At 59.1% G+C, this 22,137-nt stretch carries 27 protein-coding genes, 2 tRNA genes and 1 pseudogene; 19 read left to right on the top strand and 11 right to left on the bottom strand.

Going from position 1 to position 22,137, the window contains the following annotated elements; genetic code table 11:
* The first annotated feature begins 144 nt into the window (after positions 1 to 144).
* The gene (locus N554_RS0107150) at positions 145 to 381 is read left to right on the top strand and encodes a hypothetical protein (RefSeq protein WP_029582840.1); all 237 of its coding nucleotides are present in this window, start codon (positions 145 to 147) and stop codon (positions 379 to 381) included.
* Between the two features lie 166 nt (positions 382 to 547).
* On the opposite strand, the gene N554_RS0107145 is transcribed toward N554_RS0107150, so the two are convergent.
* The 4 genes and pseudogenes from N554_RS0107145 to N554_RS0107135 all read right to left on the bottom strand — a co-directional run bounded on the left by N554_RS0107145 (position 548) and on the right by N554_RS0107135 (position 2,736).
* Positions 548 to 790 carry a hypothetical protein gene (locus tag N554_RS0107145; protein ID WP_036052594.1) on the bottom strand — a complete coding sequence of 81 codons (243 nt, stop codon included), beginning with the start codon at positions 788 to 790 and terminating at the stop codon, positions 548 to 550.
* Between the two features lie 164 nt (positions 791 to 954).
* Positions 955 to 1,272, bottom strand: a pseudogene (locus N554_RS0107140) (xanthine dehydrogenase family protein molybdopterin-binding subunit); the annotation flags it as partial.
* Positions 1,273 to 1,435: 163 nt separating this feature from the next.
* Positions 1,436 to 1,864, bottom strand: coding sequence for a CAP domain-containing protein (locus N554_RS38015; protein ID WP_371259466.1), 429 nt, complete (start codon positions 1,862 to 1,864; stop codon positions 1,436 to 1,438).
* A gap of 797 nt (positions 1,865 to 2,661) precedes the next feature.
* Positions 2,662 to 2,736: transfer RNA gene (locus tag N554_RS0107135), tRNA-Glu, on the bottom strand.
* Between the two features lie 451 nt (positions 2,737 to 3,187).
* Between N554_RS0107135 and N554_RS0107125 the strand changes: the two genes are divergently transcribed.
* The gene (locus tag N554_RS0107125; protein WP_029582836.1) at positions 3,188 to 3,442 is read left to right on the top strand and encodes a porin; all 255 of its coding nucleotides are present in this window, start codon (positions 3,188 to 3,190) and stop codon (positions 3,440 to 3,442) included.
* Positions 3,443 to 3,461: 19 nt separating this feature from the next.
* Positions 3,462 to 3,614, top strand: a complete 153-nt coding sequence (locus N554_RS39690) for a hypothetical protein (RefSeq protein WP_156041830.1) — start codon at positions 3,462 to 3,464, stop codon at positions 3,612 to 3,614.
* 23 nt (positions 3,615 to 3,637) lie between these two features.
* On the opposite strand, the gene N554_RS0107115 is transcribed toward N554_RS39690, so the two are convergent.
* A complete protein-coding gene (locus N554_RS0107115; RefSeq protein WP_029582835.1) occupies positions 3,638 to 4,285 on the bottom strand; it encodes a glutathione S-transferase family protein in 648 nt (215 codons plus the stop codon).
* A gap of 590 nt (positions 4,286 to 4,875) precedes the next feature.
* Complete coding sequence (locus tag N554_RS0107100) at positions 4,876 to 5,325, bottom strand: VOC family protein (RefSeq protein WP_029582834.1); 450 nt, start codon at positions 5,323 to 5,325, stop codon at positions 4,876 to 4,878.
* 465 nt (positions 5,326 to 5,790) lie between these two features.
* Here N554_RS0107100 and N554_RS0107095 point away from each other — a divergent pair, with 465 nt between their 5' ends.
* Together N554_RS0107095 and N554_RS0107090 are read left to right on the top strand one after the other, a co-directional pair.
* Positions 5,791 to 5,970, top strand: coding sequence for a hypothetical protein (locus tag N554_RS0107095; protein WP_029582833.1), 180 nt, complete (start codon positions 5,791 to 5,793; stop codon positions 5,968 to 5,970).
* Positions 5,971 to 6,241: 271 nt separating this feature from the next.
* Positions 6,242 to 6,511 (top strand): hypothetical protein, encoded by a 270-nt coding sequence (locus tag N554_RS0107090; protein ID WP_029582832.1) that lies wholly within the window; start codon positions 6,242 to 6,244, stop codon positions 6,509 to 6,511.
* Between the two features lie 97 nt (positions 6,512 to 6,608).
* On the opposite strand, the gene N554_RS40855 is transcribed toward N554_RS0107090, so the two are convergent.
* Positions 6,609 to 6,767, bottom strand: coding sequence for a hypothetical protein (locus tag N554_RS40855; RefSeq protein WP_197033467.1), 159 nt, complete (start codon positions 6,765 to 6,767; stop codon positions 6,609 to 6,611).
* 182 nt (positions 6,768 to 6,949) lie between these two features.
* Between N554_RS40855 and N554_RS0107080 the strand changes: the two genes are divergently transcribed.
* The 5 genes from N554_RS0107080 to N554_RS0107060 all read left to right on the top strand — a co-directional run bounded on the left by N554_RS0107080 (position 6,950) and on the right by N554_RS0107060 (position 9,807).
* Positions 6,950 to 7,195, top strand: a complete 246-nt coding sequence (locus tag N554_RS0107080; RefSeq protein WP_029582831.1) for a hypothetical protein — start codon at positions 6,950 to 6,952, stop codon at positions 7,193 to 7,195.
* A 106-nt stretch (positions 7,196 to 7,301) separates the two neighbouring features.
* Positions 7,302 to 8,063, top strand: coding sequence for an SIR2 family NAD-dependent protein deacylase (locus N554_RS0107075; protein WP_029582830.1), 762 nt, complete (start codon positions 7,302 to 7,304; stop codon positions 8,061 to 8,063).
* Positions 8,064 to 8,263: 200 nt separating this feature from the next.
* Positions 8,264 to 8,929 (top strand): cold-shock protein, encoded by a 666-nt coding sequence (locus tag N554_RS0107070; RefSeq protein WP_029582829.1) that lies wholly within the window; start codon positions 8,264 to 8,266, stop codon positions 8,927 to 8,929.
* Positions 8,930 to 9,173: 244 nt separating this feature from the next.
* Positions 9,174 to 9,665, top strand: coding sequence for a DUF192 domain-containing protein (locus N554_RS0107065; RefSeq protein WP_029582828.1), 492 nt, complete (start codon positions 9,174 to 9,176; stop codon positions 9,663 to 9,665).
* A gap of 65 nt (positions 9,666 to 9,730) precedes the next feature.
* Positions 9,731 to 9,807 (top strand) — tRNA-Pro (locus tag N554_RS0107060).
* A gap of 215 nt (positions 9,808 to 10,022) precedes the next feature.
* Here the strand turns inward: N554_RS0107060 and N554_RS37215 are convergent.
* Positions 10,023 to 10,691 carry a hypothetical protein gene (locus N554_RS37215; protein ID WP_051677363.1) on the bottom strand — a complete coding sequence of 223 codons (669 nt, stop codon included), beginning with the start codon at positions 10,689 to 10,691 and terminating at the stop codon, positions 10,023 to 10,025.
* Between the two features lie 20 nt (positions 10,692 to 10,711).
* Positions 10,712 to 10,888, bottom strand: coding sequence for a hypothetical protein (locus N554_RS39680; protein WP_156041829.1), 177 nt, complete (start codon positions 10,886 to 10,888; stop codon positions 10,712 to 10,714).
* Between the two features lie 94 nt (positions 10,889 to 10,982).
* On the opposite strand from N554_RS39680, the gene N554_RS40850 reads away from it, so the two are divergent.
* From N554_RS40850 to N554_RS39670, 4 genes are all read left to right on the top strand, one after another.
* A complete protein-coding gene (locus tag N554_RS40850) occupies positions 10,983 to 11,237 on the top strand; it encodes a DUF5681 domain-containing protein (protein WP_197033459.1) in 255 nt (84 codons plus the stop codon).
* Positions 11,170 to 11,691 carry a hypothetical protein gene (locus tag N554_RS0107045; protein ID WP_156041828.1) on the top strand — a complete coding sequence of 174 codons (522 nt, stop codon included), beginning with the start codon at positions 11,170 to 11,172 and terminating at the stop codon, positions 11,689 to 11,691. Before N554_RS40850 ends, N554_RS0107045 begins: the two co-directional genes overlap by 68 nt.
* 835 nt (positions 11,692 to 12,526) lie before the next feature.
* Complete coding sequence (locus tag N554_RS39675) at positions 12,527 to 12,886, top strand: HEPN domain-containing protein (protein ID WP_197033463.1); 360 nt, start codon at positions 12,527 to 12,529, stop codon at positions 12,884 to 12,886.
* A gap of 52 nt (positions 12,887 to 12,938) precedes the next feature.
* A complete protein-coding gene (locus tag N554_RS39670) occupies positions 12,939 to 13,133 on the top strand; it encodes a hypothetical protein (protein ID WP_156041826.1) in 195 nt (64 codons plus the stop codon).
* A gap of 23 nt (positions 13,134 to 13,156) precedes the next feature.
* Here N554_RS39670 and N554_RS38010 read toward each other — a convergent pair whose 3' ends face one another.
* Complete coding sequence (locus N554_RS38010) at positions 13,157 to 13,459, bottom strand: hypothetical protein (protein ID WP_081851155.1); 303 nt, start codon at positions 13,457 to 13,459, stop codon at positions 13,157 to 13,159.
* A 364-nt stretch (positions 13,460 to 13,823) separates the two neighbouring features.
* Between N554_RS38010 and N554_RS0107035 the strand changes: the two genes are divergently transcribed.
* Entirely contained in the window at positions 13,824 to 15,632 is a 1,809-nt protein-coding gene (locus tag N554_RS0107035) for a carbamoyltransferase family protein (RefSeq protein ID WP_029582824.1), read from the top strand.
* Positions 15,633 to 15,722: 90 nt separating this feature from the next.
* Here N554_RS0107035 and N554_RS0107030 read toward each other — a convergent pair whose 3' ends face one another.
* A complete protein-coding gene (locus tag N554_RS0107030; RefSeq protein WP_029582823.1) occupies positions 15,723 to 16,874 on the bottom strand; it encodes an OpgC domain-containing protein in 1,152 nt (383 codons plus the stop codon).
* Between the two features lie 232 nt (positions 16,875 to 17,106).
* On the opposite strand from N554_RS0107030, the gene N554_RS0107025 reads away from it, so the two are divergent.
* The 4 genes from N554_RS0107025 to N554_RS0107010 all read left to right on the top strand — a co-directional run bounded on the left by N554_RS0107025 (position 17,107) and on the right by N554_RS0107010 (position 22,071).
* On the top strand, positions 17,107 to 17,412 hold the full coding sequence (locus N554_RS0107025; protein ID WP_029582822.1) for an ETC complex I subunit: 306 nt from the start codon (positions 17,107 to 17,109) through the stop codon (positions 17,410 to 17,412).
* Between the two features lie 135 nt (positions 17,413 to 17,547).
* Entirely contained in the window at positions 17,548 to 19,152 is a 1,605-nt protein-coding gene (locus N554_RS0107020) for a carboxyl transferase domain-containing protein (protein ID WP_029582821.1), read from the top strand.
* Positions 19,153 to 19,154: 2 nt separating this feature from the next.
* Entirely contained in the window at positions 19,155 to 21,158 is a 2,004-nt protein-coding gene (locus tag N554_RS0107015) for an acetyl/propionyl/methylcrotonyl-CoA carboxylase subunit alpha (protein ID WP_029582820.1), read from the top strand.
* Positions 21,159 to 21,165: 7 nt separating this feature from the next.
* On the top strand, positions 21,166 to 22,071 hold the full coding sequence (locus N554_RS0107010) for a hydroxymethylglutaryl-CoA lyase (RefSeq protein WP_029582819.1): 906 nt from the start codon (positions 21,166 to 21,168) through the stop codon (positions 22,069 to 22,071).
* The last annotated feature ends 66 nt before the right edge of the window (positions 22,072 to 22,137 follow it).

Genomic DNA, 22,137 nt, shown 5'->3' with positions numbered 1-22,137 from the left:
GCAACTAAGTTACCCCCGGCGCCACGATGTAATTCCGAATTAACTCTTCCGGCTCACTCTGTGATATCTTCTAGCGAGCGATTGCGGCTGGAGCCGTCGTTTGGGGGCACCGGCGGTTGCTTGTTCATAGGGGCTGGGGACCCGATGAATTATCGAGCATTCACGAACGACAGCCTCACCATGATGTACGAGGGCATTCGTGGGGCGCTGGCGGCTGATGATTCGCTCCGCGGCCTTGACGAGGGACCCAGATTTCGCATTCGCGAGACGCCCGACTGGAAAAAGCACGCCGCTGATCTCGAAATCGAAATGCTCAGGCGCGGAATGGTTTTCGCGATCATCGACTGGTCAGAAGATCAGGCGACGCTGCCCTTTGAGTGATGAAGCACTCAGGCGTCCGTTAGCCGCCCCGCCTCGCGCCCTGCAACCGGTGGAGCGGCTCTGTTGTCTTCCGCGCAAGTCGTAAACATCCACCGATGACAGCGTGGTTGTTCACCTTTGCCGAGGGTTGAAGCACAAATTTCCCAAACAACTGGAGGGATAGATCCTATTTCACGGATACACCGCCCTGCTTTCCAAAGTTGTGGTGCGGGTTTTCTGATTTCCCCCAACCGGGGGGCGGCGGATTCTTGCGGTGATCGGTGAACTGCCTGGGGGGCTCTTTGGGCCTGTGGTCCCGCGTCACCTGGGCCTCCGCGCTCGCGAGCCCGACGGCGAAAGCGCCGCAGGCCAGCAGCGCCGTGAAGCCGCGCGACCATACGCGATATGTCGTCATAAAATACGTCGTCATAATATCCCTGCTCCAGATCATGTTCCCATCTGTTGCCTCTCATGATAGGCGGGCAGTTCGCGTCATCCGAACGGATGACAGGCCTTCACGATCTGGTGGCCGGCGCGTGATGAAAGGAAGAGGGCGCCGTGAGGTGCCCTTCTGCTGCGATATCCCGGATACCTCTACTCAAGCCGAGCTGAGCGCCGCGCCGGAGTATAAGGCACCGAGCGCAGGGGGATGCCGGTGGCATCGAACACGGCATTCGAGATCGCCGACGGCACCACCGCCGTCGACGGCTCGCCCGCGCCCCAAGGGCGTTCGTTCGGGCGGTCGATCAGGTCGTAGACCAGTTCCGGAATGTCCGCGAAGGTCAGGATCAGGATCGGATAGCTCGCCCAGTCGAGCGTAGTCACCATGGAGCGGTCCCATTTCACTTCTTCCATCAGGGTGCGGCTGATGGTCTGGATCACATTGCCATCGAGCTGACTCTTCACGCCGTCCAAAGGCGAATGAAAGAGGCGGCCAACTGAGGCGGCGTCGAAATTATAAACAAACTCAGGTTTTCAGGGGATTTGGGCGCACTGGTGGACGCACAAGGCATCGAACCTTGGACGTCTCACGTGTGACGGGAGGCGCGGGGATCCACAAACCTCTTCCGCTTTTTCACAGACAGAGGCCAAGAATTGTAATTCTACAGGCTTGGTGAGCCGGCCGTTTTGCGGACTTGGTCGGTGCCGTCGTGGGTTTGGACGCGACCGCGATCACCATTGCCCAATAGGTGGGGCCCGTGGAGCTTTTTGAACTGGCTACACCGACCCGAGATGCGTTGTGCAGCAACAGATTCTTTCGGTGACCATCCGACCCAATCCATTGAGCTAATGTGTTTGCGAAACTATCATGGCCGTAAGCGATATTCTCTGCGGCACGATCCGATCTTGAAGAGGCTACACGCGAATTGAACGGCGCGAGCACACTATGGTCGAGCGTCTGTTTGGAGGCCATGGCAGTGGCCTGTTCCTGTGCAATCTTAGTGAGCGCAGGATCCAGGGTCACCCGCCCTTCGCCGTGCTGAATGCGATAGTTCGAGATCATTTCCGCCGGAGTTGGAGGCGCTGGTTGGGCGAATGCCTGTGCATAAGGGATTAGGGTCAGCCCAAGCAAAACGAGGCACACTGACTTGATAGGGCCTCGCCGTGAGAACAGAACAAAATTCATCGATTTATTTTCGATCAATCGAGCAACGAGAACGACACCCAAAGCTCTGGCTTATGTGAAGGCGAATTGAGCCTTTCAGTTGACGTTGTGGCTTCTTGGAAGGCGTAGACCAGTCTCCATACGATGGAGACTAAACCACATGAAAACGAATGTCGTTGACCTCGCGGTCCGGTGTGCGATCTGTGCGATCGGGCTCGGGATTTGCGCAATTATTTTTACGGCCGGCAGCGCAAATCCATCGTGGGCAAAACCTAAAATTCACAAGACTTGCGACCAAAAGGCCGAGGAATGCCACAAAAGATGCCTCCATCGTTACCCAAACAACGTTGAGCAACAGGGTAGTTGCGTAGGGCGCACCTGCGCAAAACAAGAAAAAAACTGCTTCGATGCGGAAAAGAAGCCAAGTAAAAGAGACGGCAGTTCCACCCGACGGGACCAAAATCCGGGCCCGGTGCAGCGCAAGTGCCACCGAAGCTTCCGCCTAGAGTTGGTGCCGGTACGCCTCCAAACGGTGGAATTCTCAATCAAGGATCGCCGGGATTTACGCCTTCGCGTCCGTCAGCAATAGGGACGCGGGCTCCAAACTGATTGGGCCACAAACTGGGCCACATGGATTTGGCGGCCCTCTGAAAAACTCAGTAAAATAAGGGTTTTTGGAGGGTCGTTGAGCTGGGTGGCGCTCCCTAGCGGAATCGAACCGCTCTCTCCACCGTGAAAGGGTGGCGTCCTAACCGATAGACGAAGGGAGCGAAAACGTCCGCCTGGCCACGACCGAGGCTGGTCGGGGCATCGCCGTTTCGCTGTGGTCACAAACAAATATACCCGGCAAATCAACGCTTTGGCTCGCGATGACGCCGTACCGAACCCGGACCGTGGCGAATTGATCCCGATGGCGGCGGGCGAACGTATAGTGGCGTTTGCGCGGCCGGGCAAGCCGCCGGGAAATTGGTTTTTCGTGGCGGGCCGAGCGCCTTCGGTGCAGCGAGAACCGCCCAAACATTGACCGAATTTCAACGGTTCTCGCGGCTCTCCTTGGGGTGGGGCCGAACTCTCAGCTTAATGGCCGCAGCCATGAAGGAAGCGGGGATTGCGCAGCCCGCTGCGAGGCCGGAGCTGCGAAGTGGTCTGGCGCCGCGGCAAGTCGGTCGGCCTCAAGTCCGTCCGGTAGCCTAAACAGGCCGCAGGCGATAAAGAGACGGGATGAGAAATATCGTCCTTGCGATTGCTGCTATGGCGCTGCTGCCGGCTTCGATGGCCGCGGCCGAGCAGTCCGGTATTCGGAAGTCGGACAAATCCAGAGCCTCAGCCAGGCCGCTCCCGCTGAAAGATGCAGCCCGCCGCAACTCCTGCGCCGACTATGGTCCGGGGTTCGCCAAGATCGAGGGCACCGAGACCTGCATGAAGATCGGTGGCGCGGTCAGCATCGGAGTGGGTAGTTCCAGCGGCTGGCGCTGAGCGGCAACAGGACGAGCCATTGCACCTCGATATCATCGTTCCCGTCGTGATGAGTTGCGCGCTGCTGTGGTGGGTGAGCCGCGGCATGAGCTGGACCGCGCGCCTGGCGGTGGCGGTCGTCACGCTGCTCTTGATTATTTGCATTGTGCTGTTCGAGCGATCGGGGATCTAGCACTGGATCGCAAGGACGCCTTCTCAGAACAGCGGCGGCGCAACGAATTGCGCAAATCCTGCGCGGCCGGCGAGCTGCGCAAACCAGCGCTCGAGATGTGTTAGCTGCGGCTTGCTGATGCCTTCGACCCCGAACCAGCGCCGCGCATAGGCGCCGAGCGCGATATCGGCGAGCGTAAAATCATCGCCTTCGATGAACCGCCGCGTCGCCAACTGCCTATCGACGATGTGCCATTGCTCCGCTTCGGCATCGGCGTCCTTCTGGATTGCGGCCATATCGCGCTGTTCGATCGGCGTTCGTACCAGCGCCCAGAACACCGGTCGATCGACCGGCTGCAAGGTCGACAGCGTCCAGTCCAGCCACCGATCGACGGCGGCGCGCTGTCTCGGCGCCTGCGGATAGAGCGATGTGCCCTCGCCATAGGCGAGTACGAGATAGCGCATGATCGAATTGGATTCCCAGAGCACGAAACCGCCGTCCACCAGCGTCGGCACGCGCCCGTTCGGATTCATCGCGAGATAGTCGGCATCGCGATTGCGGCCGAACTGCATGCCGGCATCGACGCGTTCATACGCGAGATCGAGTTCGCGCACGCACCACAGCACTTTTTGAACATTCACCGAATTGGCCCGGCCCCAGATCTTAAGATGCCCCCGATTGTTGTCCGCCACGCGTTTGCACTCCCAATGATTGACCCTGGGTCATATCGGAATTTTTGCAAAAAAGCGTCCGCCGCCGCGGATTTCCCAGTCAATCACGCTCTGCAAAAAGGCCGCGCCATTAGCCGGGCCTGATTGACGCAACCAGATCGATCCTTCGCGGTCAGTGGCCAAGGAACAACCACAGCAGAATAATCACCGGAATTGGCACACCTAACAGCCAAAGCAGAATTCCTCGTCCCATCATCTCCTCCATAAACACCTCTTGGTTGAGAACGCGAGAGGGAGACGCCGGTTCCGGTGAAAGCAACGCAAAACCGGATTTTGCAAATTTGCCTAACGCGGCGCGACCAGGATGGGCCCTGGCATTGGCGGCCGCGGCTTACGGCTCTGGAATTTCGGAAAGCGGGAGGCCGTTTTTGAAAAGCGAGTAGCCGTCTCGATCGAACGGCCTTGCGTACTTCTGCGTCGACGTCGATGGCCTCGTGGCTGCGGCTAGATCGCCAATCGTCTTCGGATGCGCCTGGCGAAAACGGCGCATCCGCTCTCGTCACCAGCCGGTCGAAGGGATGCCGGAGATGCACAAAGAATTTATGCAAGGTTTACCAGTGCCCGGTGTTTGGCATCGAGGTCCACGGCTCCGCCGGCGGCTTCGCGTCGCCCTTTTGCAGAAGTTCGATCGAATGCAGATCGGGCGAGCGGACAAAGGCCATCTGGCCGTCGCGCGGCGGGCGGTTGATGGTGATGCCCATTTTCATCAGACGGTCGCAGGTCGCATAGATGTCGTCGACCTCGTAGGCGAGATGGCCGAAATAGCGGTCTTCACCGTATTTTTCCTCGTCCCAGTTGTAGGTCAGTTCGACCAGTGGCGCGCCGCGTCCCTTGGATGCTTTCAGCAGTCCCTCGTCTTCGGGGGCGCACAAAAACACCAGTGTGAATTTCGCCTTGTCGTTGTCGACCCGGCGGACTTCCTTCAATCCCAGCGCGTCCTGGTAAAATTTCAGCGCGGTATCGAGATTGCGCACGCGCAGCATGGTGTGGAGATAACGCATGTTTCTCTTGCTCCCTGAGATATTGAAGAGATTGTGCTTGGTTTCGAAGGCTTCAATAGCAGCAAAACAGGAATGAGGGCAGGGGGCGTTGCGTGCGGATCCCTCTTACTTTCGTGCTGATCCGAAAACCTGTAGCCCGCATCAAGCGCAGCGAAATGGCGGTCGGTCTTGATGAAGGTGGGGTAAGCCCCGGTTGCGCTGCGCTTCGTGGGGCCACGTTTGCCATCCAGCATTCACAGGCCACGCCGACAATTGAGAATTGCAGGCGCGCCCAGTCCGCTGCCGTAGTTTGGAATTTCCTGATGACCTGGTTTAACCGGCCGGTGTATCCAAATCTGCAATGACTCTATCCCTCAAATAATTTCTGTTCGGTTTCAGCCGCGGACGGTTCCATCGGTTCCGGCATGGCTCCCCTTCCTCAGCTTTCGTTTTCCCGGGCGTTGTCTTGGGGAAGGGAGGGCAATTATGCCGACTTATAGAGCTTATCTGATTGATGGAGACAATCGCGTAGCCTCGTCCAAGCCCATTGACGCCGAAACGGATGCGGAGGCCTTGAAGGCCGCGCGTCAGTTTGTGGACGGCTGCGATGTTGAAGTTTGGTATCTAGATCGCAAGATCGGGCGGCTTGAAGGCCAGAAAAATTAGCGTTTCAACTTTGCTTATGATGTCGAATGCCGTTGAAGCGTGCGAGCGCGTTCGCGCATGGACGCGCTCGCAGGCGAGGCCACATCAGACACGCGATGCCCCGACGCCGCGGTTTCGTTCCGGCCAGCTCATTTTTTTGCAGGACCAAACGGGTGTTCTGCAACGTCGGGTCCGTCGGTCGCGATTCCCGCTGCGGAACCCCTGGGGTTCCTGCGCAACCATGCAAAAGCGTTTGCGTTATCTGTGGGGCACTCAATGGAGGGAGATGCGTATGAAAAAGACGTTAGCAATCCTGGCGACGGTTGGTGCGGTTGCGACAACCGCCGTGAGCGCGCCGGCTGAGGCGGGGGGTCGGGGTGTCGGCCCCGGATTGGCGTTCGGCCTCGCTGCAGGTGCACTCGCCGCCGGAGCCGCCGCTAGCGCGTACCCGTATTATTACGGACCGGGCTATGGTTACGGCCCGCGCTCCTATTATGGACCGGGGCCTTACGCCTACTACGGCGGGCCTTACTACCGGCACCGCTACTGGCGGCACTACTAGTCCTGGTCATCGAAAAGCCCGGAGCATCGCATCCGGGCTTTTTGTATTTGCTGTGACGGCGCTCGAAAGTTCGCCATAGGGCCAGAACGGCGACCGCTCAAAGTGACGAATTTTCGGAGTGACGCGCGTTTTCCAGCGTGGTGATGAAATATTCCTCGCGCTCGCGTTCGAACTTTTCCTGAGTGGCTCTGAAAAGTGCCAGGCGCGCTGCGATTTCTTCCCGTTCCTGAGCGGCGCTGTCTTTTTGGTCGGCCATGCCCATCCCCCCTTTTCAAGTCGTATCCCGACACTCATTGATGGCCTCGATTGGGGCACGAATTGGGAGGAGGCGTTGCAGGATTGTGATTGCCGCGCGCCGACCTTCACGGTGGATAAGACCTCCACCGTGCTTGTGGCTTGCGCGCCGCCCCGGTAGCCAGAAGAAAACCGGAGGCCCCCATGGCAAAAATCGACCTGGATTCGCTTGGTATTGAAGAACTCGCCGCGTTACGCGACAACGCGACCGACAAATTGATGGAAAAGGTCGCGGCGCGGCAGGCCGAGCTGGAAGCTGAGTTGGAAAGATTGTCGCAGTACGGCAAGCCAGCGAAGAAATCGTTCGCCTCGGCGCCGGTCGCGAAGATCAAAAAGAGCGACGAGAAGAAGAGCGACGAGGCCAAGGAGCCGATCGCAGAGGCGGCGTGAACGCAGCGCCCGATGCCGGCGCGGTCAACTGATCTCTGACCCAGCGAAGGTGCAGTCCGACGGGCCGTGCTATAGTGCACGCGTTCAAGTTTTTCGGATTACTCCCATGATCGCATCGGATCTTCGCAACGGCGTGGAACGGCTCGGCGATATGATCGCCGAGGCATCAACCATCGTTCCCTTCACAGGCGCCGGCATTTCGACCGAATGCGGCATTCCCGATTTCCGCTCACCCGGCGGATTGTGGACCCGCAACCGTCCGATCCCTTTCGACGAGTTCGTCGCGAGCCCTGACGCCCGGGATGAGGCATGGCGGCGGCGCTTTGCGATGGAACCGACATTCGCGGCCGCGCGGCCGGGGCGCGGCCACCGCGCGCTCGCCTCGCTCTACAGGGCCGGCAAGATTCCCGCCATCGTCACCCAGAACATCGACAATCTGCATCAGATATCGGGGGTTGCGGCGGATCACGTCGTCGAGCTTCACGGCAACACCACTTACGCCCGCTGCATCGGCTGCGGACATGCTTACGATCTCGTCTGGGTCAAGCAGCGCTTCGACGAAATCGGCGGCGCGCCGGACTGCACTGTCTGCGACGAGCCGGTCAAGACCGCCACCATCTCGTTCGGACAGGCGATGCCGGAGGATGCGATGCGCCGCGCCACCGAGCTTGCCCGGCATTGCGACCTGTTTCTTGCGATCGGATCCTCATTGGTGGTCTGGCCGGCCGCCGGGTTTCCGATGCTGGCGAAAAACTGCGGCGCCAAACTGGTGATCATCAACAACGAGGCGACCGAACAGGATGATATTGCCGATCTGGTGATCCACTACGATATCGGGGAAGCGCTCGGGCCGTTCGTCGGGAACTGATTGCCTAATTGATTCGCGGCCGCGCAAGACTGTTCATAGCTTTCGACGAATTTGTTTTTTGTCTATCCACCGCACGCGGGAGTGTTATCTTTTGATTCGAGAGATTCGTGTGGCGTCATCATGGCAATTCATGAATGGACGCTTGTTCCAGTGCCGTCGCGCTAGACGACGGGCTGCAATCATGTGTGGGGTCCGGGGTCATGGGGTCGGACGGTTTTGAGTCCAAGAAGCTCGGCGGCCCGCCATCAGGCGGTACGGTATCGAACCAATTCGGACCGGGCGAATTTTCAGGCAGGATCGAGCGCGATCCGGCGATGGATGCGCTTTCCGGTCTCGGCGACAGCGCCGCAGACCTCGTCGAAATCTCCGGCGTCATCAAATGGTTCGACGCATCAAAGGGCTACGGCTTCATCGTTCCCGACAATGGCTGGCCCGATGTGCTTTTGCACGTAACGGTGCTTAGGCGCGACGGCTATCAAACCGCTTACGAAGGCGCGCGACTGGTCTGCGAATGCGTGCAGCGGGCCAAGGGCTATCAAGCGTTCCGCATTCTATCGATGGACGAATCGACGGCAATCCATCCGGCGCAAATGCTGCCGCCGCGAACCCATGTCAGCGTCACCCCGACCAGCGGCCTGGAGCGGGCGCAGGTCAAATGGTTCAACCGGCTTCGTGGATTTGGATTCCTGACCTGCGGCGAAGGGACGCCGGATATCTTCGTGCATATGGAAACCCTGCGGCGCTTCGGGATGACCGAGCTCCGCCCTGGCCAGTATGTGCTGGTGCGGTTTGGGCCCGGCTCCAAGGGGATGATGGCCGCCGAAATTCAGCCGGAGAAGGGCGCGCCGGGACTATCCTCGCACTAGAGCCTCTTCCGTTTCGATAGAATCGAAACGGCGCTCTAGATTCTTGTTTTGACGCGTTTTCTTGACGCCAACCGGTCTCCACTTCGCTTGAAAACACTCTAATCGAGCGGCTTCCCGTACCCCTGAACGGGACCGCCGGCCGTCACGCAGCCTTGAAGACGATCTGAACGGCATGGGTCTGGTATTTGCCAGGATCCTCGGGCTAGGGTTCCCCAAATCTTCACGGCTGGGTAAAGCGTTGTCTATGAGTTTCTCTCGAGGTGTTCATCCCCATCGCGCGCGCGGATGGCTTTGGGTTGCTGTCGCTGCGGTCGGCGTGCTCTGCGCATTTGCCGGCGCCAGCGCCCGTGCGGCTAGCTTCCAGCCGCTCGAGATCGTCACCAAGTCAGGCGTGCAGGTTTTCTCGGTCGAGATGGCAACCACCGACGAGGAGAAGGAAACCGGCCTGATGTACCGCAAGGAATTGCCGGACGGCAAAGGCATGCTGTTCGACTTCTCGCCGGAACGGCAGGTCTCGATGTGGATGAAAAACACCTACATTCCGCTCGACATGATTTTCATTCGCGCCGACGGCCGTATCCTGCGAATTGCGGAGAATACCGAGCCGCTGTCCACCAAGATCATCTCGTCAGGGGGCCCGGCGAAGGGGGTTCTGGAGGTGATCGCAGGCACGGCGCAAAAATACGGGATCGCGCCCGGCGATCGTGTGGCGCACCCGCTGTTCAATGGCCGCTGAAACGGCCGGAGCCAGCCTTGCTGGCGGGACTTTAAGCGTGTATCGACGTGGTTTCCCAAACAGATCGGGGTATAGCGCAGCCTGGTAGCGCGGCAGTTTTGGGTACTGCAGGTCGTTGGTTCGAATCCAGCTGCCCCGACCAAAACGCTAATGAAATCAATTGTTTATAACGATCGATTGATTCCTTCGCGCGACAGTACTTCGCACTGCAGGTCGTGTGCAGAATCCCTCGCAAATTCTAGTGCTTTCCTCGCATCAGCATCAGCAGTGTCACTTGGGGACGCACGCGCAGGCCCCAATACGGGCTACGCGCCGCGAATGACACGCGCCTGTTCGGTCTCGCCGCACCGTCGCCTGCTAGGTCTGCCTTACGACAAAGTCGAGGCCGTTTGGGACCGAGAGGCGCTTCATCACGTCTAAGATACCTTCGGCTGGGTCGGCGGATAGCTCTCTACCAATTTTGTCGTCGCCTTTGTTACAGCGCAGCCCATCGGCGATAAGTTCCCCAACTGATGACGATCCTGTAACGCGCTGTAGAATGGGCTTGGATGCCAGGGGAGCTTTGACCGAAAGGATGCGATCCCTCTCGTAGACCCACACATACGAGGACTTTTTGGAGCGTCGGTGCATCTGCTTGCACTGATTTCCCAAACGTTGTGGCTCACCGCTCCTGAGCATGGCATCTCGTCGTTTCGTTTGGACCAACATGCCTTTGCTTATTTGATTGTCCGTGTTCTTGCGGACAACCGAGATGTAGAGGTCGGCGCCGGCCACTTTTTCCTGCGGCTTGGTGAACTCCTCCGCGTGCACATCCAATACTAAGCCGGGTGCTGTGATTGGATGGCTGCGAATGGCAGAGTTGATGGCCTGCGCCAAACGTGAAGTCGTGTACTCCTCATGCCTGCCGAATTGCTGTGACTCGTTTGCGATACCGTTGGCTACAGCATCAACGCGCTCGGTCAATTCGTGGAGTAGCTGTTCAAATGGATCGTGAAAAGCAGAGCCGGTAAGCGTAGTGAGACTCATCAAAATCACGCGGGGGTTAGCTACGCGGCGGCGCGACGAGGGTCGTGGATCTGACAGTGTTCGAACTCGGGCGGAAGCTTCAGCCCCCTCGAGGGGATGAGTAACTCAGTGCCGGTTCGTTTGATTTGTACCGAATAGTTGAGGGCGAACTTTTCGTAGAGGAAAATGCACTCAACGCCGATGTCTTCGATATCCATGGACGATTAGCCCCCCAGCTAACGCGGCGCTGCCCACGCCTATTGATGACCACGGCTCCTCGTGCGCAGAATAGCAACTAACAGGTGCAAACGGGTGAGCTTCCCGAATAAAGAGACTCAATTCAAAAAAGGCAAGAGCGGAAATCCCGCCGGACAGCCAAAAGGGTTCATCAGTTTGGATACAATGGTGCGCCGCATCCTCGAAGGCGACGAGATGCAGCCTGCCATTGACCATCAAGGGAGCTATGGCTTTGGTCCGCTCGAAAGGGACGGAGGTGAAAATGACGTCGAAATTGGCGTTGAAAGCGAACGACGAGTTCATTCAGGACTTCCGCCGCTACCTGAATGACGTGGATGGCGTGTCCAACGTTATTCTGAGAGGGCACCTGGAAATTGAGGGCCATCTCGACACGGTGCTCGATCTGATCTTCTTTCGGCCCGAGTATCTCCGGAAGGTGCGGCTCGACTTCTCAGACAAAATCCTATTGGCGAAAGCGTATTGCCCAGACCCGGATGCGAGGGACTGGGCCGTGATCAAGCCTCTAAATGAAGCGCGTAATTCGATCGCGCATAGGCGGACGGCTGAGGTTCGTGCCACGAAGGTAGCAGCAGTACGTCAATCGATATCGAAATTTGGAACGGAAGCCTTTCAGAAAGACGTTCGTGAAGCGGACGACAAAGAGGTCATTGTATTAGCGGCGGCCGTGGCTTCCGGGTTTCTTGCATACTTGGAGGATTGCGTCCGGAACGTACGGCGCGTTATCGCGGAGGCGCTCGAAGTTCCGAAACACGCGGAGTCGTAAGATTGATCGCTTTATCTCGGGCATATATTCGAGGCGAGGGGATTTTAGACGGTTGTGCGCAGCATGATCTGAGGCTGCTTCATCCAGATTGAGCCACGGCAAGATCCGAGACATGCAGCGACTGTCTGAAAGCGAAATCTGCTTAAGTTCTTCAGGTCCCGGGGACCTGAAATCGCGATACTGCTTGAATGCAAATGGCCAATGTGACGAGGTTGGAATCAGCAAATTCAATGGCTTAGCGTTTGCAGCGCGTGCCAGCTTGACCATACGAATGCAAAGGAAACATTTTTGGGTACTGCAGGTCGTTGGTTCGAATCCAGCTGCCCCGACCAAAAATTAACGGTCCGTTCCGGACACATAGGTCACGTTTCATACCGAAGACATAGGTAACAGTTTCGGCCCGAAGGGGTTTGCAAGGGGTTCGAGCCTGCAAGTCTCGTCGTCGAAGTAGCCGAGATCATAATCCATAAAACTGACGAGCCGCCTCAACGGACCTTTGAAACCGGACTGGGTGATACTGTGAACTGGTATTTGCAATGGTTCCGCGCGGCTCGGCGGGTTGTCTGCGCCGCCACGTCTTGGGTCATGGGGTATATGTCGTCGGTGAGTTCGCAAAATTTCGAGGCGCTTTGTGTATAAGGCTTCGCTACTCTAGCCTCGCTGCTATCGTCCCCGGCGACCACCAGCATCACGTCGGCGCCTTGACGCTCGATGCGGTTTCGTACGCGGTACGAAGCAGGGCGCGTGTTCACTCTCACGCCGCCATCGGGTGCAGGATCGTGCGCCGATGTAGAAATCTCGTCAATTTCACGTATGGTGCGTTCAACGGAGTTAGATATGGCAGGTAGGCAGCGTCCTAATTTGCGGGAATCTTGAGAAGTGCGTCGAGTATTTATTCATCGAGAAGGTCGGTTCTACAAACCCTCGGATAGCGTTGTTCTTGAAGGGGCACTTCAGGAGCGGACGAAACTACGACTGTGAGAATATTAAACAACTCTTGTTTCGCTTTGATTCCGAGTGGGGCGAAACCTTTGGTAAGTTTGTTGAGAGCAACGGTTTGGTCAAAGAAGGTGTCTCAGGATGTTACTCGGCGCGTAATTCCATAGCTCATGGCGGCGGACAGTCTCTCGGTCCGCGCTTGTTGAAGCAGTATTACGAAGCATCGTTCACGTTAGTTGCCGAACTGGAAAGATGATTCGTTAGAATTGACAGCGCCGGCGAGCTGTGCACACAAGGCGGCACGCATCATGGCGGCGCGCTGGCACAGAGGTCGTCGTCCGATTGAGTTGGCTCAATCGCATGCGCCGAGGTTTTTAATGCTGCAACCCGCCGCGATCTTCGATCCAATCGCCAGCGAAATTTATTTCGGTCTTAAAAAGAAAATCAGGTGCACTGGTCGACCGATGCACCTGATTTTTATTTTTTGTTCGAGCCTTGCGTAGCGACGACGCCGATTGAGCCGCGATCAATACCGGCAGACGGTGCGACCCCAACGGGGGCTCCAGTAGCATCCGCGGCCGACGCCGCCGTAGTAGCCATAGCCGCGACCCCAACCTCTGCCGCGGCCCCAACCGCCGTAGCCGCGACCCCAACCCCTGCCGCGACCCCAGCCTCCGCCGCGGCCCCAACCACCGCCGCGACCACGGCCTCGCGCCTCGGCTTGGGTGGTGGATGTACCTACCAGGATGGCAGACGTGCTGACGAAATAAATGAATACTAATGCCATCGCTGCGATGCAGCGGCTAACGATATTGTAGCGTTTAGCCATTCTAGATCTCCCACCAAAACTTCCAAGCCTGTCTCATCTAAACTTGCGAGACCTGCTTTCGGTTCCGATGTATCCTAAGGTCATTTGCATTATTGCTCTTGTGACCTTTTAGAATGCTATGGGGAAGCGCAACCGGGGTCAAGTTACACAGTCTATCGGCGAAAGTGAGGAAGGGTTCAAGCATCGCAGCCGTGTTTATCGAGTCGTACATTGCGTTTGTTTCGCGCACGGCGAATGAACGTTTCAAATCTGCCGAAAATGTGACTTGGCAAGCGGCAACGTTCGACCTCGCAAGCCTGACAACTCATCTTCGATCAAACCCCACAGCCATCCTTCCAAACAGCCATCTTTCCAAAGAGTGTCGATGCCCAAACAACACTGCTACGTTCTCGGCCTGAACACCTACGATCACGATGTGAGTGCCTGCCTGCTGCGCGATGGCGCTATTGCGTTCGCCATCGCAAAAGAACGAATCACGCGCGAAAAGCATGCCAGTGGCTTCTACAGGGAGGTTATCGACTATTGCCTGGATGCCGAAGGCATCACCCTTGATGACGTCGAGCTGATCGTCCGCAATTGCTACGTCCTCCCCGTGGCGGAAATGGAAGAACGTCTGGCGTATCAGGACATGCCGGGCTTCCTTCCCCCACACGAGCGGACCGAGGCCTCCAAACATCCGTTGTATCTGTCGCGTTCCGACAAGGTGGTGTCGATCTCCCATCATCTGGCGCACGCCTACAGCGCGTTTGCCGTGTCGCCATTTGAAGAAGGCGTCGTGATGATTGTCGACGGCGTCGGCAGTTATCAATCCGACGTCGCCGAATCCTATCCATCGACCGATACCGCGACCCCGCTCGCCCGGGAATCCGAGAGTTACTACAAATTCAGCGGCTCAAAGCTCGAATGCGTGAAGAAGGTCTGGATGGAGCCCGACCGCGGCTTCCTGAGCGATGAATTTTACAACATGCCGGGGCTTGGCGCGCTCTACAGCCGCGCCTCGACTTATATTTTCGGCGACTGGAACAAATGCGGCGAGCTGATGGGACTTGCACCCTACGGCCGGCGCGAGCAGGCCAAGCATCTGCTCGAACTCACCGACGGCAAATTGCACGTTCCGCATTGGACGACCGAATTCAAGCAGCCTTACGTCATGGATAGCGGCAGCTGGGAAGGCAGTCCCTCGATGCGACATTGGGAGGATCTGGCCTGGCGGGTTCAGGATGACACCGAAAACGTGCTGCTGGCGCGGGCCCGGTGGCTGCGCGAGACAACCGGCGCCAAGAATCTGTGCATCGCCGGCGGCGTCGCGCTGAATTGCGTCGCCAACGGCCGGGTTGCTCGGGAGGCGGGTTTTGAGAATGTCTGGATTCAGCCGGCGGCTGGCGACGACGGAATTGCGATCGGCTGCGCCTATTACGGCTATCTCGAAATTCTGAAGCAACGCCGATCGTTCGTCATGGATCACTCCTATGTCGGCAAGCGCTATACCAACCAGGACATTAGCAACGCCACGGCGAAGTTTCTCGTGCGGATACAAACCTCAGCCGTTGGCAGACACGATATCTGCCGCGACACGGCAAAACTGCTCGCCGACCAGCGCGTGATCGGCTGGTTTCAGGGCAGCTCCGAATTCGGACCGCGCGCGCTCGGCAATCGCAGCCTGCTTGCCGATCCACGCAAAGCCGAGATGAAGGATATCCTGAATAAGCGGGTCAAGCACCGCCAGGCGTTTCGGCCGTTCGCGCCGATCGTGCTCGCCGAACGGGCCAAGGAGATATTCGAGGGCGAGGAGGACTCGCCGTTCATGCTGATCGCCAAGCGCGTCCGGCCGGAGTGGCGCGACAAGATTCCGGCCGTCGTCCATGTCGACGGAACGGCGCGCGTTCAAACGGTTCGCGAGCAAACCAATCCGGTTTTGTATCGGCTGCTCAGGGAATTCGAGGCGCTGACTGGCGTTCCCGTGTTGATCAATACCTCATTCAACGTCAAGGGTGAACCGATCGTGGAGACGCCGCGCGACGCCGTGATCTGTTTCCTCACCACAGGGATCGATAATCTGATCCTGCACGACACGGTGATCTCGAAAAATGCGCTGCACAGGATCGTTGCGCCGCTGGTGGAAATTTATTCCGACGTTGCGACCATGGTCATGACGAGCACACAGCCGACGTGAGTTGGCGCACCCGCTGGACGGCACGCACGTATTCCGCAAACATAAAGACCGTCTTTTGCGATTAGAACACACGCAAACCGTTGAGCCGCGTCAGCCGGACTTGGCCGCCGCCGGTTTGGGAAGCGGTTTGTCCTGCCTTTTCGACCAGGAGATGTAGTAGGCAACGACGGTCATGATCGCTATTCCCGTCACGCTGATGAAGATCTGCGCGAACAGCGAGCCCGAGCTTATCATCAATTCGAAATGCCCGACAAAGGAGAGGAACACGCCGACGCAGAACACGGCAAGCGATTGCTGACCGCAGACGATGAGCGGATCGAATACCTTCCATTCCAGGCCCGGCCAGTCCTTCGGTACGAACCGGATGACCATGATCACGATCACCACGAAATGCAGAAAACGATAGGGCGCGAGGTTGGTCTTGTCGTTGGGATTGAAGGTCGAATAAAGCCACTGCGGGAACAGCGCGCCGAAATCCGGAAATTTGCCAGCCATCGTCATGACAAGCGCCAGGATCAGATAGCCGATGCAAAAATAGAGGGTGATGGGCGAATTGATGATCGACATCGACGTCCGGGCGCCGCCCAGCGCGCACCATGAGCCAAACACGAACAGCAACTGCCAGCAGAACGGGTTGAAGTACCATGTCCCGGCGGGATAGCCCGGCAGGTTCCAGCCGAACTGCCGGGCCGCGAGCCACAGCGCGATCGAAGCCAGCAGGGTCAAATTCGGCTGGCGCAGCATGATCCACAGCACCGGCGGGAACAATCCCATCAGCACGATGTAAAGCGGCAGCACGTCCAGATTGACCGGCTTGAATTTCAGCAGCAATCCCTGGCGCAGCGTTTCAATCGCCTGGTCGCCGGCTAAGCCCGCGAGGTTGAACTCGTTGATGATCTGCGGATCGCTGAAACGCAGCGCGACATAACCGATCGAAACAATGTAGATGACGAACAGGACGATATGCGCGACGTAGAGCTGCCAGACGCGTTTGGTCAGCCGGGTGGCGCCGACGATAAAGCCGCGTTCGATCATCATCCGGGCGTAGACAAAGGAAGCCGTATATCCCGAAATGAAAACGAACAGGTCGGCGGCGTCGCTGAAGCCATAATTTCGCGTGGTGACCCAGTTCACGACGTTGTCAGGAATGTGATCCAGAAAAATCGCCCAGTTCGCGATTCCGCGAAACAGATCGAGCCGGAGGTCGCGTCCTCTATCAGGCAGGGTTGCGTTGATTTTCATGAATGGTGCCGTTTCGCAGTAATGCCTTCGAGAGGATCGAGCCGCGGGCGAGGGGCGTCAGCCGCGCGAGCGGCGAAGATTGTCACAGCGCAGCATAGTGACTATACCGGTCAGGAAAATGTAACATCCATGGGGAATCACCGATCAAAACACTTGAAAGGTGTCTCTATACTATCTTGGCCGTTTCCACTACCCGCTCCGATGCCGCATATCTCACGGGACCCGATCATTCATGACCGCACGCATCTTTAAGCCCGCCAAAAACGCGATGCAATCAGGGACCGCCAAAACCAAGGAATGGCAGCTCGATTACGAGCCTGAGCAGCCCCGAGCGATCGAACCATTGATGGGCTGGACCAGCTCCGGCGACATGAAGCAGCAGCTCACCATCCGCTTCCACACCAAGGAGGAGGCGATAGCATATTGCGAGCGCAAGGGCATTCCCTATCAGGTGATCGAGCCGAAGGAGCCGGTGCGGCGGCCGGCCGCCTATGCCGACAATTTCGCATTCCGGCGCGCCGAACCCTGGACCCATTAGCGGTCGCCATCGCTGAAGCCACTTCCCGGTATGCAGTGGGAGCGAAAGTTCTGGGTTGCCTAAGACGGCGGCGCAATGACACCATGGCGCAACCCCGTTGCCGGATTTGCGGCGCACCATAAACTGCTGAAGGCCATGCCGCTTCATTCCAGCACTGACCCCACCTCGTCCGATTTTGCCAGCAACGCCGAAGCCATGCGCGCGCTGGTCGCAGAACTCCGCGAGAAGCTTGATCAGGTGGCCGGCGGCGGCGGCGAAGTGTCGCGTACCAGGCATACCTCACGCGGCAAGATGCTGGCGCGCCAGCGGGTCGATCTCTTGATCGATCCCGGCACGGCGTTTCTCGAACTGTCGCCGCTCGCGGCCTATGGCCTGTACGGCGGCGACGTGCATTCGGCGAGCATCATCACCGGTGTAGGCCGGATATCGGGGCGCGAATGCGTCATCGTCGCCAATGATGCGACCATCAAGGGCGGCACCTATTATCCGATGACGGTGAAGAAGCATCTTCGCGCGCAGGATATCGCGCGGCAGAATAATCTGCCCTGCGTCTACATGGTCGATTCCGGCGGCGCATTCCTGCCGATGCAGGACGAGATTTTCCCCGACGAACGGCATTTCGGCCGCATCTTCTACAATCAGGCTCAGATGTCCGCGCTGGGCATCCCGCAAATCGCAATCGTGATGGGCTCCTGTACCGCCGGCGGCGCCTATGTTCCGGCGATGTCGGACGAGAGCATTATCGTACGCAACCAGGGCACGATCTTTCTCGGCGGGCCGCCGCTGGTGAAGGCTGCCACCGGGGAAGTGGTAACGGCGGAAGAACTCGGCGGCGCAGACGTCCACTCGCGGCAATCCGGCGTCACCGATCACTATGCGCAGAACGACAGCCATGCGATCGGCGTTGCACGGCGCATCGTCGCCACGCTGAAGCAGCCCACACGCGTTGCCCTGAACATGCGCGAACCGCGCGAGCCGCTGTTTGCGCCTGAAGAGCTTTATGGCGTCGTTCCCGCCGACGGCCGCAAGCCGTACGACGTGCGCGACATCATCGCGCGCGTGGTCGACGGTTCGGAGTTCGATGAATTCAAGAAGCTGTACGGCCAGACCCTGATTTGCGGTTTCGCCCATATCTGGGGCTATCCAGTCGGCATCATTGCCAACAATGGCATCCTGTTCAGCGAGAGTTCGCTGAAGGGCGCGCATTTCATCGAGTTGTGCTGTCAGCGCAATATTCCGCTGGTGTTCCTGCAAAACATCACCGGCTTTATGGTCGGCAAGAAATACGAAGCCGGCGGTATCGCGCGCGACGGCGCCAAGCTGGTGACGGCGGTTGCGACCGCGGGCGTGCCGAAATTCACCGTTGTGATCGGGGGCTCTTATGGGGCCGGCAATTACGGGATGTGCGGCCGCGCCTATAGCCCGCGTTTCCTGTGGATGTGGCCGAACGCCCGCATCTCCGTGATGGGCGGCGATCAGGCCTCGATGGTGCTGAGCCAGGTCCGTCGCGATAACGTCGAGGCGAAGGGCGATGCGTGGTCGGCGGAGGAAGAAGACGAGTTTCGCAGCCCCATACGCGCGCAGTACGAAAAGCAGGGCAATCCCTATTACGCCACCGCGCGGCTCTGGGACGACGGCGTGATCGATCCCGCCGATACGCGGCTGGTGCTCGGCCTCGGGCTTTCGGCCGCAGCCAATGCGCCGATCGAGCCGACGCGCTTCGGCCTGTTCAGGATGTGATGATGAAACCGGCAGCTCAGTACCGGCGATTTCGCACCCTGCTGATCGCCAATCGCGGCGAGATCGCCTGCCGCGTGATCCGCACCGCCCGGGCGATGGGCCTGCGCACCGTGGCGGTCTATTCCGAGGCCGACCGCGACGCGATGCATGTCGCCATGGCCGACGAAGCCGTGTTACTCGGACCGGCGCGGGCGCGCGACAGCTATCTCAACATCGAGCGTGTGATCGAAGTGGCGCGCAAGAGCGGCGCCGAAGCCGTGCATCCCGGTTACGGGTTTTTGTCGGAAAGTGCTGAATTCGCGCAAGCCTGCGCGGGCGCGGGATTGGTATTCGTCGGCCCGACCGCCGAGATGATCAAGGCGATGGGCTCGAAGTCCGGCTCCAAATTGCTGATGGAAAAGGCCGGCGTACCGCTGGTGCCGGGCTATCACGGGGAGGCCCAGGACGACGCGACACTGGCGAAGGCCGCCGACCAGATCGGATTTCCGGTTCTGATCAAGGCATCCGCAGGCGGCGGAGGGCGCGGCATGCGCATCGTGCATTCGCCCAGCGAGCTTGCCGCGGCCGTCACAAGCGCCAGACGCGAGGCGAAGGCCGCCTTCGGCGACGATCGCATGCTGATCGAAAAATTCGTCGAAAATCCGCGCCACATCGAGGTGCAGATCATCGGCGACAGCCACGGCAATCTACTTTCGCTGTTCGAGCGCGAATGCACCTTGCAGCGGCGGCATCAGAAGGTGGTCGAGGAGGCGCCATCGCCGACGCTTAATGCCACGCAGCGCGTGGCGGTCTGCGCCGCCGCGCGCAAGGCCGCGGCCGCGGTGAGCTATGTCGGTGCCGGCACCATCGAATTTGTCTCCAACGGCAAGGACGTGTTCTTTATCGAGATGAACACGCGGCTGCAGGTCGAGCATCCCGTGACCGAACTGATCACGGGCATCGACCTCGTGGAATGGCAGCTGCGCGTGGCGTTCGGCGAAAAGCTGCCGCTGGCGCAAAATGAAATCAAGTTGCACGGGCACGCGATCGAAGCACGGGTCTATGCCGAAAATCCACACAAGAATTTCATGCCGTCGGTCGGTCGTATCCGGACCTGGCGCACGCCCGATCAGTCGAACGGGTTGCGGATCGATGCCGGATACCGCGAGGGGGACGCGGTCTCGCCGCACTATGACGCTATGCTGGCCAAGGTGATCGCGTGGGCGCCGACCCGCGATGCCGCGATCGAGCGGCTTAACCGCGGGCTCGAGGAGACGGATGTTCGCGGCATCGTCACCAACATTCCCTTCCTTTCGGCGCTGGTGACGCATCCGGACGTGCGCGCCAATGCCATCGACACCGGCTTCATCGAGCGTGAGTTGAAGGAGCTGACGCCAGTAGCTGCGCCGCCCGGCGATCTCGAGCTTTGCGCGGCCGTCGCGGCCATTCTCGGCGAAGAAGCGAAAGCGGCGCGCGCGGAATCGCATTCGCCGTGGCGAACGTCCGGCTGGATGCCGGTGGGCCGGCGGCAGCGGTTATTCACCTTCCGCCATGGCCAGGCGACTGAACAGATAAGCCTCACATACGGTAACGGTCCCGCGACGCTCTCGATCGGCGAGCGCGAGTTTGCGTACGCCTTTTCATCCAGCGACGACCGCAGGTTAGATCTCACGCTTGACGGCATGAAGTCCCATATCGTCGCCGTCATCGAAGGCCATGAACTCTATCTGCGAACCCGCAACGGGCGTTTCGACCTGCACTGGGTCGATCCGTTCGGCGGTGAAGACGAGGAGCAGGTCGGCGAGGACAAGATCGTCGCGCCCTTGCCGGGCACAGTGGTGGCGTTGCTGGCCGAGGAGGGCGCCCCGCTGGAGAAAGGCGCGCCGATCCTCACCCTTGAAGTGATGAAGATGGAACAGACGCTGCGCGCACCATTTGCCGGCGTGCTGAAACGGATAAAATGCAAGGTGGGCGATATCGTGCAGGAGGGCGTCGAACTCGCCGAGGTCGAGCCTTTGGCTACGTGAAATCAGCATGAGCGATTCCGTTCGCATCGTTGAAGTCGGCCCGCGCGACGGTCTGCAAAACGAAAAGACGCCGGTCAGCGTCGCCGATCGCATTGCGTTCATCGAGGCGCTGATCGGCGCCGGGCTGCACACGGTGGAGGTCGGAGCCTTCGTGTCGTCGAAGGCGATCCCGCAGATGGTGAATTCGGATCAAGTGCTGCGCGGCGTCAACCATCATCCCGAGAGCGAATTCCATGTGCTGGTGCCGAACGAAAAGGGCTATGAGGCCGCGCGCGCGGCCGGCGCCAAGGTAATCGCGGTGTTTGCTTCGGCCTCTGAAGGCTTTTCGCGCGCCAATATCAACTGCTCGGTCGCCCAATCGATAGAACGATTCAAGCCGGTCGTCATCAGAGCGAAAGCCGATGGAGTCAAGGTGCGCGGCTATATCTCCTGCGTGCTCGGTTGTCCCTATGACGGCGAGGTCAAGCCGCAAGCGGTCGTGGATGTCGCGAAGCTGCTGTGGGATCTCGGTTGCTACGAAGTTTCGCTCGGGGACACCATCGGCGTCGGCACGCCGCTCAAGGCACGGCAGTTACTACGCGCGGTGGCCGGCGCCGTGCCAATGGCCAGCCTCGCGATGCATTTTCACGACACCTACGGCCAGGCGCTCGCCAATCTCTATGCCGGATTGGAAGAGGGAGCGCGCGTGATCGATTCCGCGGCCGGCGGTCTCGGCGGCTGCCCCTATGCGCCCGGCGCAACCGGCAACGTCGCGACCGAGGACGTGGTGTACATGCTGGAAGGCATGGGGATCGCGACCGGCGTGGATATGCCAAGATTGGTAGCGGCCACCAACCAGGTGAGCGGCTTGATCGGCCGGCCGCCGGTAAGCCGCGTGGCCGCGGCCTTGAATGCGAAGCGGGCGATTTCGTAGCGCGGTCATCACCCGCGGCAGGACACGGCGCACTTTTGGCGGAAAAATTTTGAGCCGCGGGTAACA

The sequence above is a fragment of the Bradyrhizobium sp. URHD0069 genome (genome assembly GCF_000701345.1).
In the GTDB taxonomy this organism is placed as follows: Bacteria; Pseudomonadota; Alphaproteobacteria; order Rhizobiales; family Xanthobacteraceae; genus Bradyrhizobium.
Note: the sequence above shows the minus strand (reverse complement) of the source record. Positions and strands in the feature narration are given on the sequence as shown.

What these genes read in the sequence shown, in the direction of transcription:
- N554_RS39680 (WP_156041829.1), bottom strand. Translation starts at nt 10,888, where the DNA reads ATGGATATCGAAGACATCGGCGTTGAGTGCATTTTCCTCTACGAAAAG.
- N554_RS0107100 (WP_029582834.1), bottom strand. Translation starts at nt 5,325, where the DNA reads ATGCGTTATCTCCACACCATGCTGCGCGTGCGCAATCTCGATACCGCG.
- N554_RS0107065 (WP_029582828.1), top strand. Translation starts at nt 9,174, where the DNA reads ATGAGTTTCTCTCGAGGTGTTCATCCCCATCGCGCGCGCGGATGGCTT.
- N554_RS0107075 (WP_029582830.1), top strand. Translation starts at nt 7,302, where the DNA reads ATGATCGCATCGGATCTTCGCAACGGCGTGGAACGGCTCGGCGATATG.
- N554_RS0107010 (WP_029582819.1), top strand. Translation starts at nt 21,166, where the DNA reads ATGAGCGATTCCGTTCGCATCGTTGAAGTCGGCCCGCGCGACGGTCTG.
- N554_RS0107070 (WP_029582829.1), top strand. Translation starts at nt 8,264, where the DNA reads ATGGGGTCGGACGGTTTTGAGTCCAAGAAGCTCGGCGGCCCGCCATCA.
- N554_RS38015 (WP_371259466.1), bottom strand. Translation starts at nt 1,864, where the DNA reads ATGATCTCGAACTATCGCATTCAGCACGGCGAAGGGCGGGTGACCCTG.
- N554_RS38010 (WP_081851155.1), bottom strand. Translation starts at nt 13,459, where the DNA reads ATGGCTAAACGCTACAATATCGTTAGCCGCTGCATCGCAGCGATGGCA.
- N554_RS40855 (WP_197033467.1), bottom strand. Translation starts at nt 6,767, where the DNA reads ATGGCCGACCAAAAAGACAGCGCCGCTCAGGAACGGGAAGAAATCGCA.
- N554_RS0107150 (WP_029582840.1), top strand. Translation starts at nt 145, where the DNA reads ATGAATTATCGAGCATTCACGAACGACAGCCTCACCATGATGTACGAG.
- N554_RS0107145 (WP_036052594.1), bottom strand. Translation starts at nt 790, where the DNA reads ATGACGACGTATTTTATGACGACATATCGCGTATGGTCGCGCGGCTTC.
- N554_RS39670 (WP_156041826.1), top strand. Translation starts at nt 12,939, where the DNA reads ATGGCGGCGCGCTGGCACAGAGGTCGTCGTCCGATTGAGTTGGCTCAA.
- N554_RS0107125 (WP_029582836.1), top strand. Translation starts at nt 3,188, where the DNA reads ATGAGAAATATCGTCCTTGCGATTGCTGCTATGGCGCTGCTGCCGGCT.
- N554_RS0107025 (WP_029582822.1), top strand. Translation starts at nt 17,107, where the DNA reads ATGACCGCACGCATCTTTAAGCCCGCCAAAAACGCGATGCAATCAGGG.
- N554_RS0107020 (WP_029582821.1), top strand. Translation starts at nt 17,548, where the DNA reads ATGCCGCTTCATTCCAGCACTGACCCCACCTCGTCCGATTTTGCCAGC.
- N554_RS37215 (WP_051677363.1), bottom strand. Translation starts at nt 10,691, where the DNA reads ATGAGTCTCACTACGCTTACCGGCTCTGCTTTTCACGATCCATTTGAA.
- N554_RS0107015 (WP_029582820.1), top strand. Translation starts at nt 19,155, where the DNA reads ATGAAACCGGCAGCTCAGTACCGGCGATTTCGCACCCTGCTGATCGCC.
- N554_RS0107030 (WP_029582823.1), bottom strand. Translation starts at nt 16,874, where the DNA reads ATGAAAATCAACGCAACCCTGCCTGATAGAGGACGCGACCTCCGGCTC.
- N554_RS0107080 (WP_029582831.1), top strand. Translation starts at nt 6,950, where the DNA reads ATGGCAAAAATCGACCTGGATTCGCTTGGTATTGAAGAACTCGCCGCG.
- N554_RS0107045 (WP_156041828.1), top strand. Translation starts at nt 11,170, where the DNA reads ATGACGTCGAAATTGGCGTTGAAAGCGAACGACGAGTTCATTCAGGAC.
- N554_RS0107090 (WP_029582832.1), top strand. Translation starts at nt 6,242, where the DNA reads ATGAAAAAGACGTTAGCAATCCTGGCGACGGTTGGTGCGGTTGCGACA.
- N554_RS0107095 (WP_029582833.1), top strand. Translation starts at nt 5,791, where the DNA reads ATGCCGACTTATAGAGCTTATCTGATTGATGGAGACAATCGCGTAGCC.
- N554_RS0107035 (WP_029582824.1), top strand. Translation starts at nt 13,824, where the DNA reads ATGCCCAAACAACACTGCTACGTTCTCGGCCTGAACACCTACGATCAC.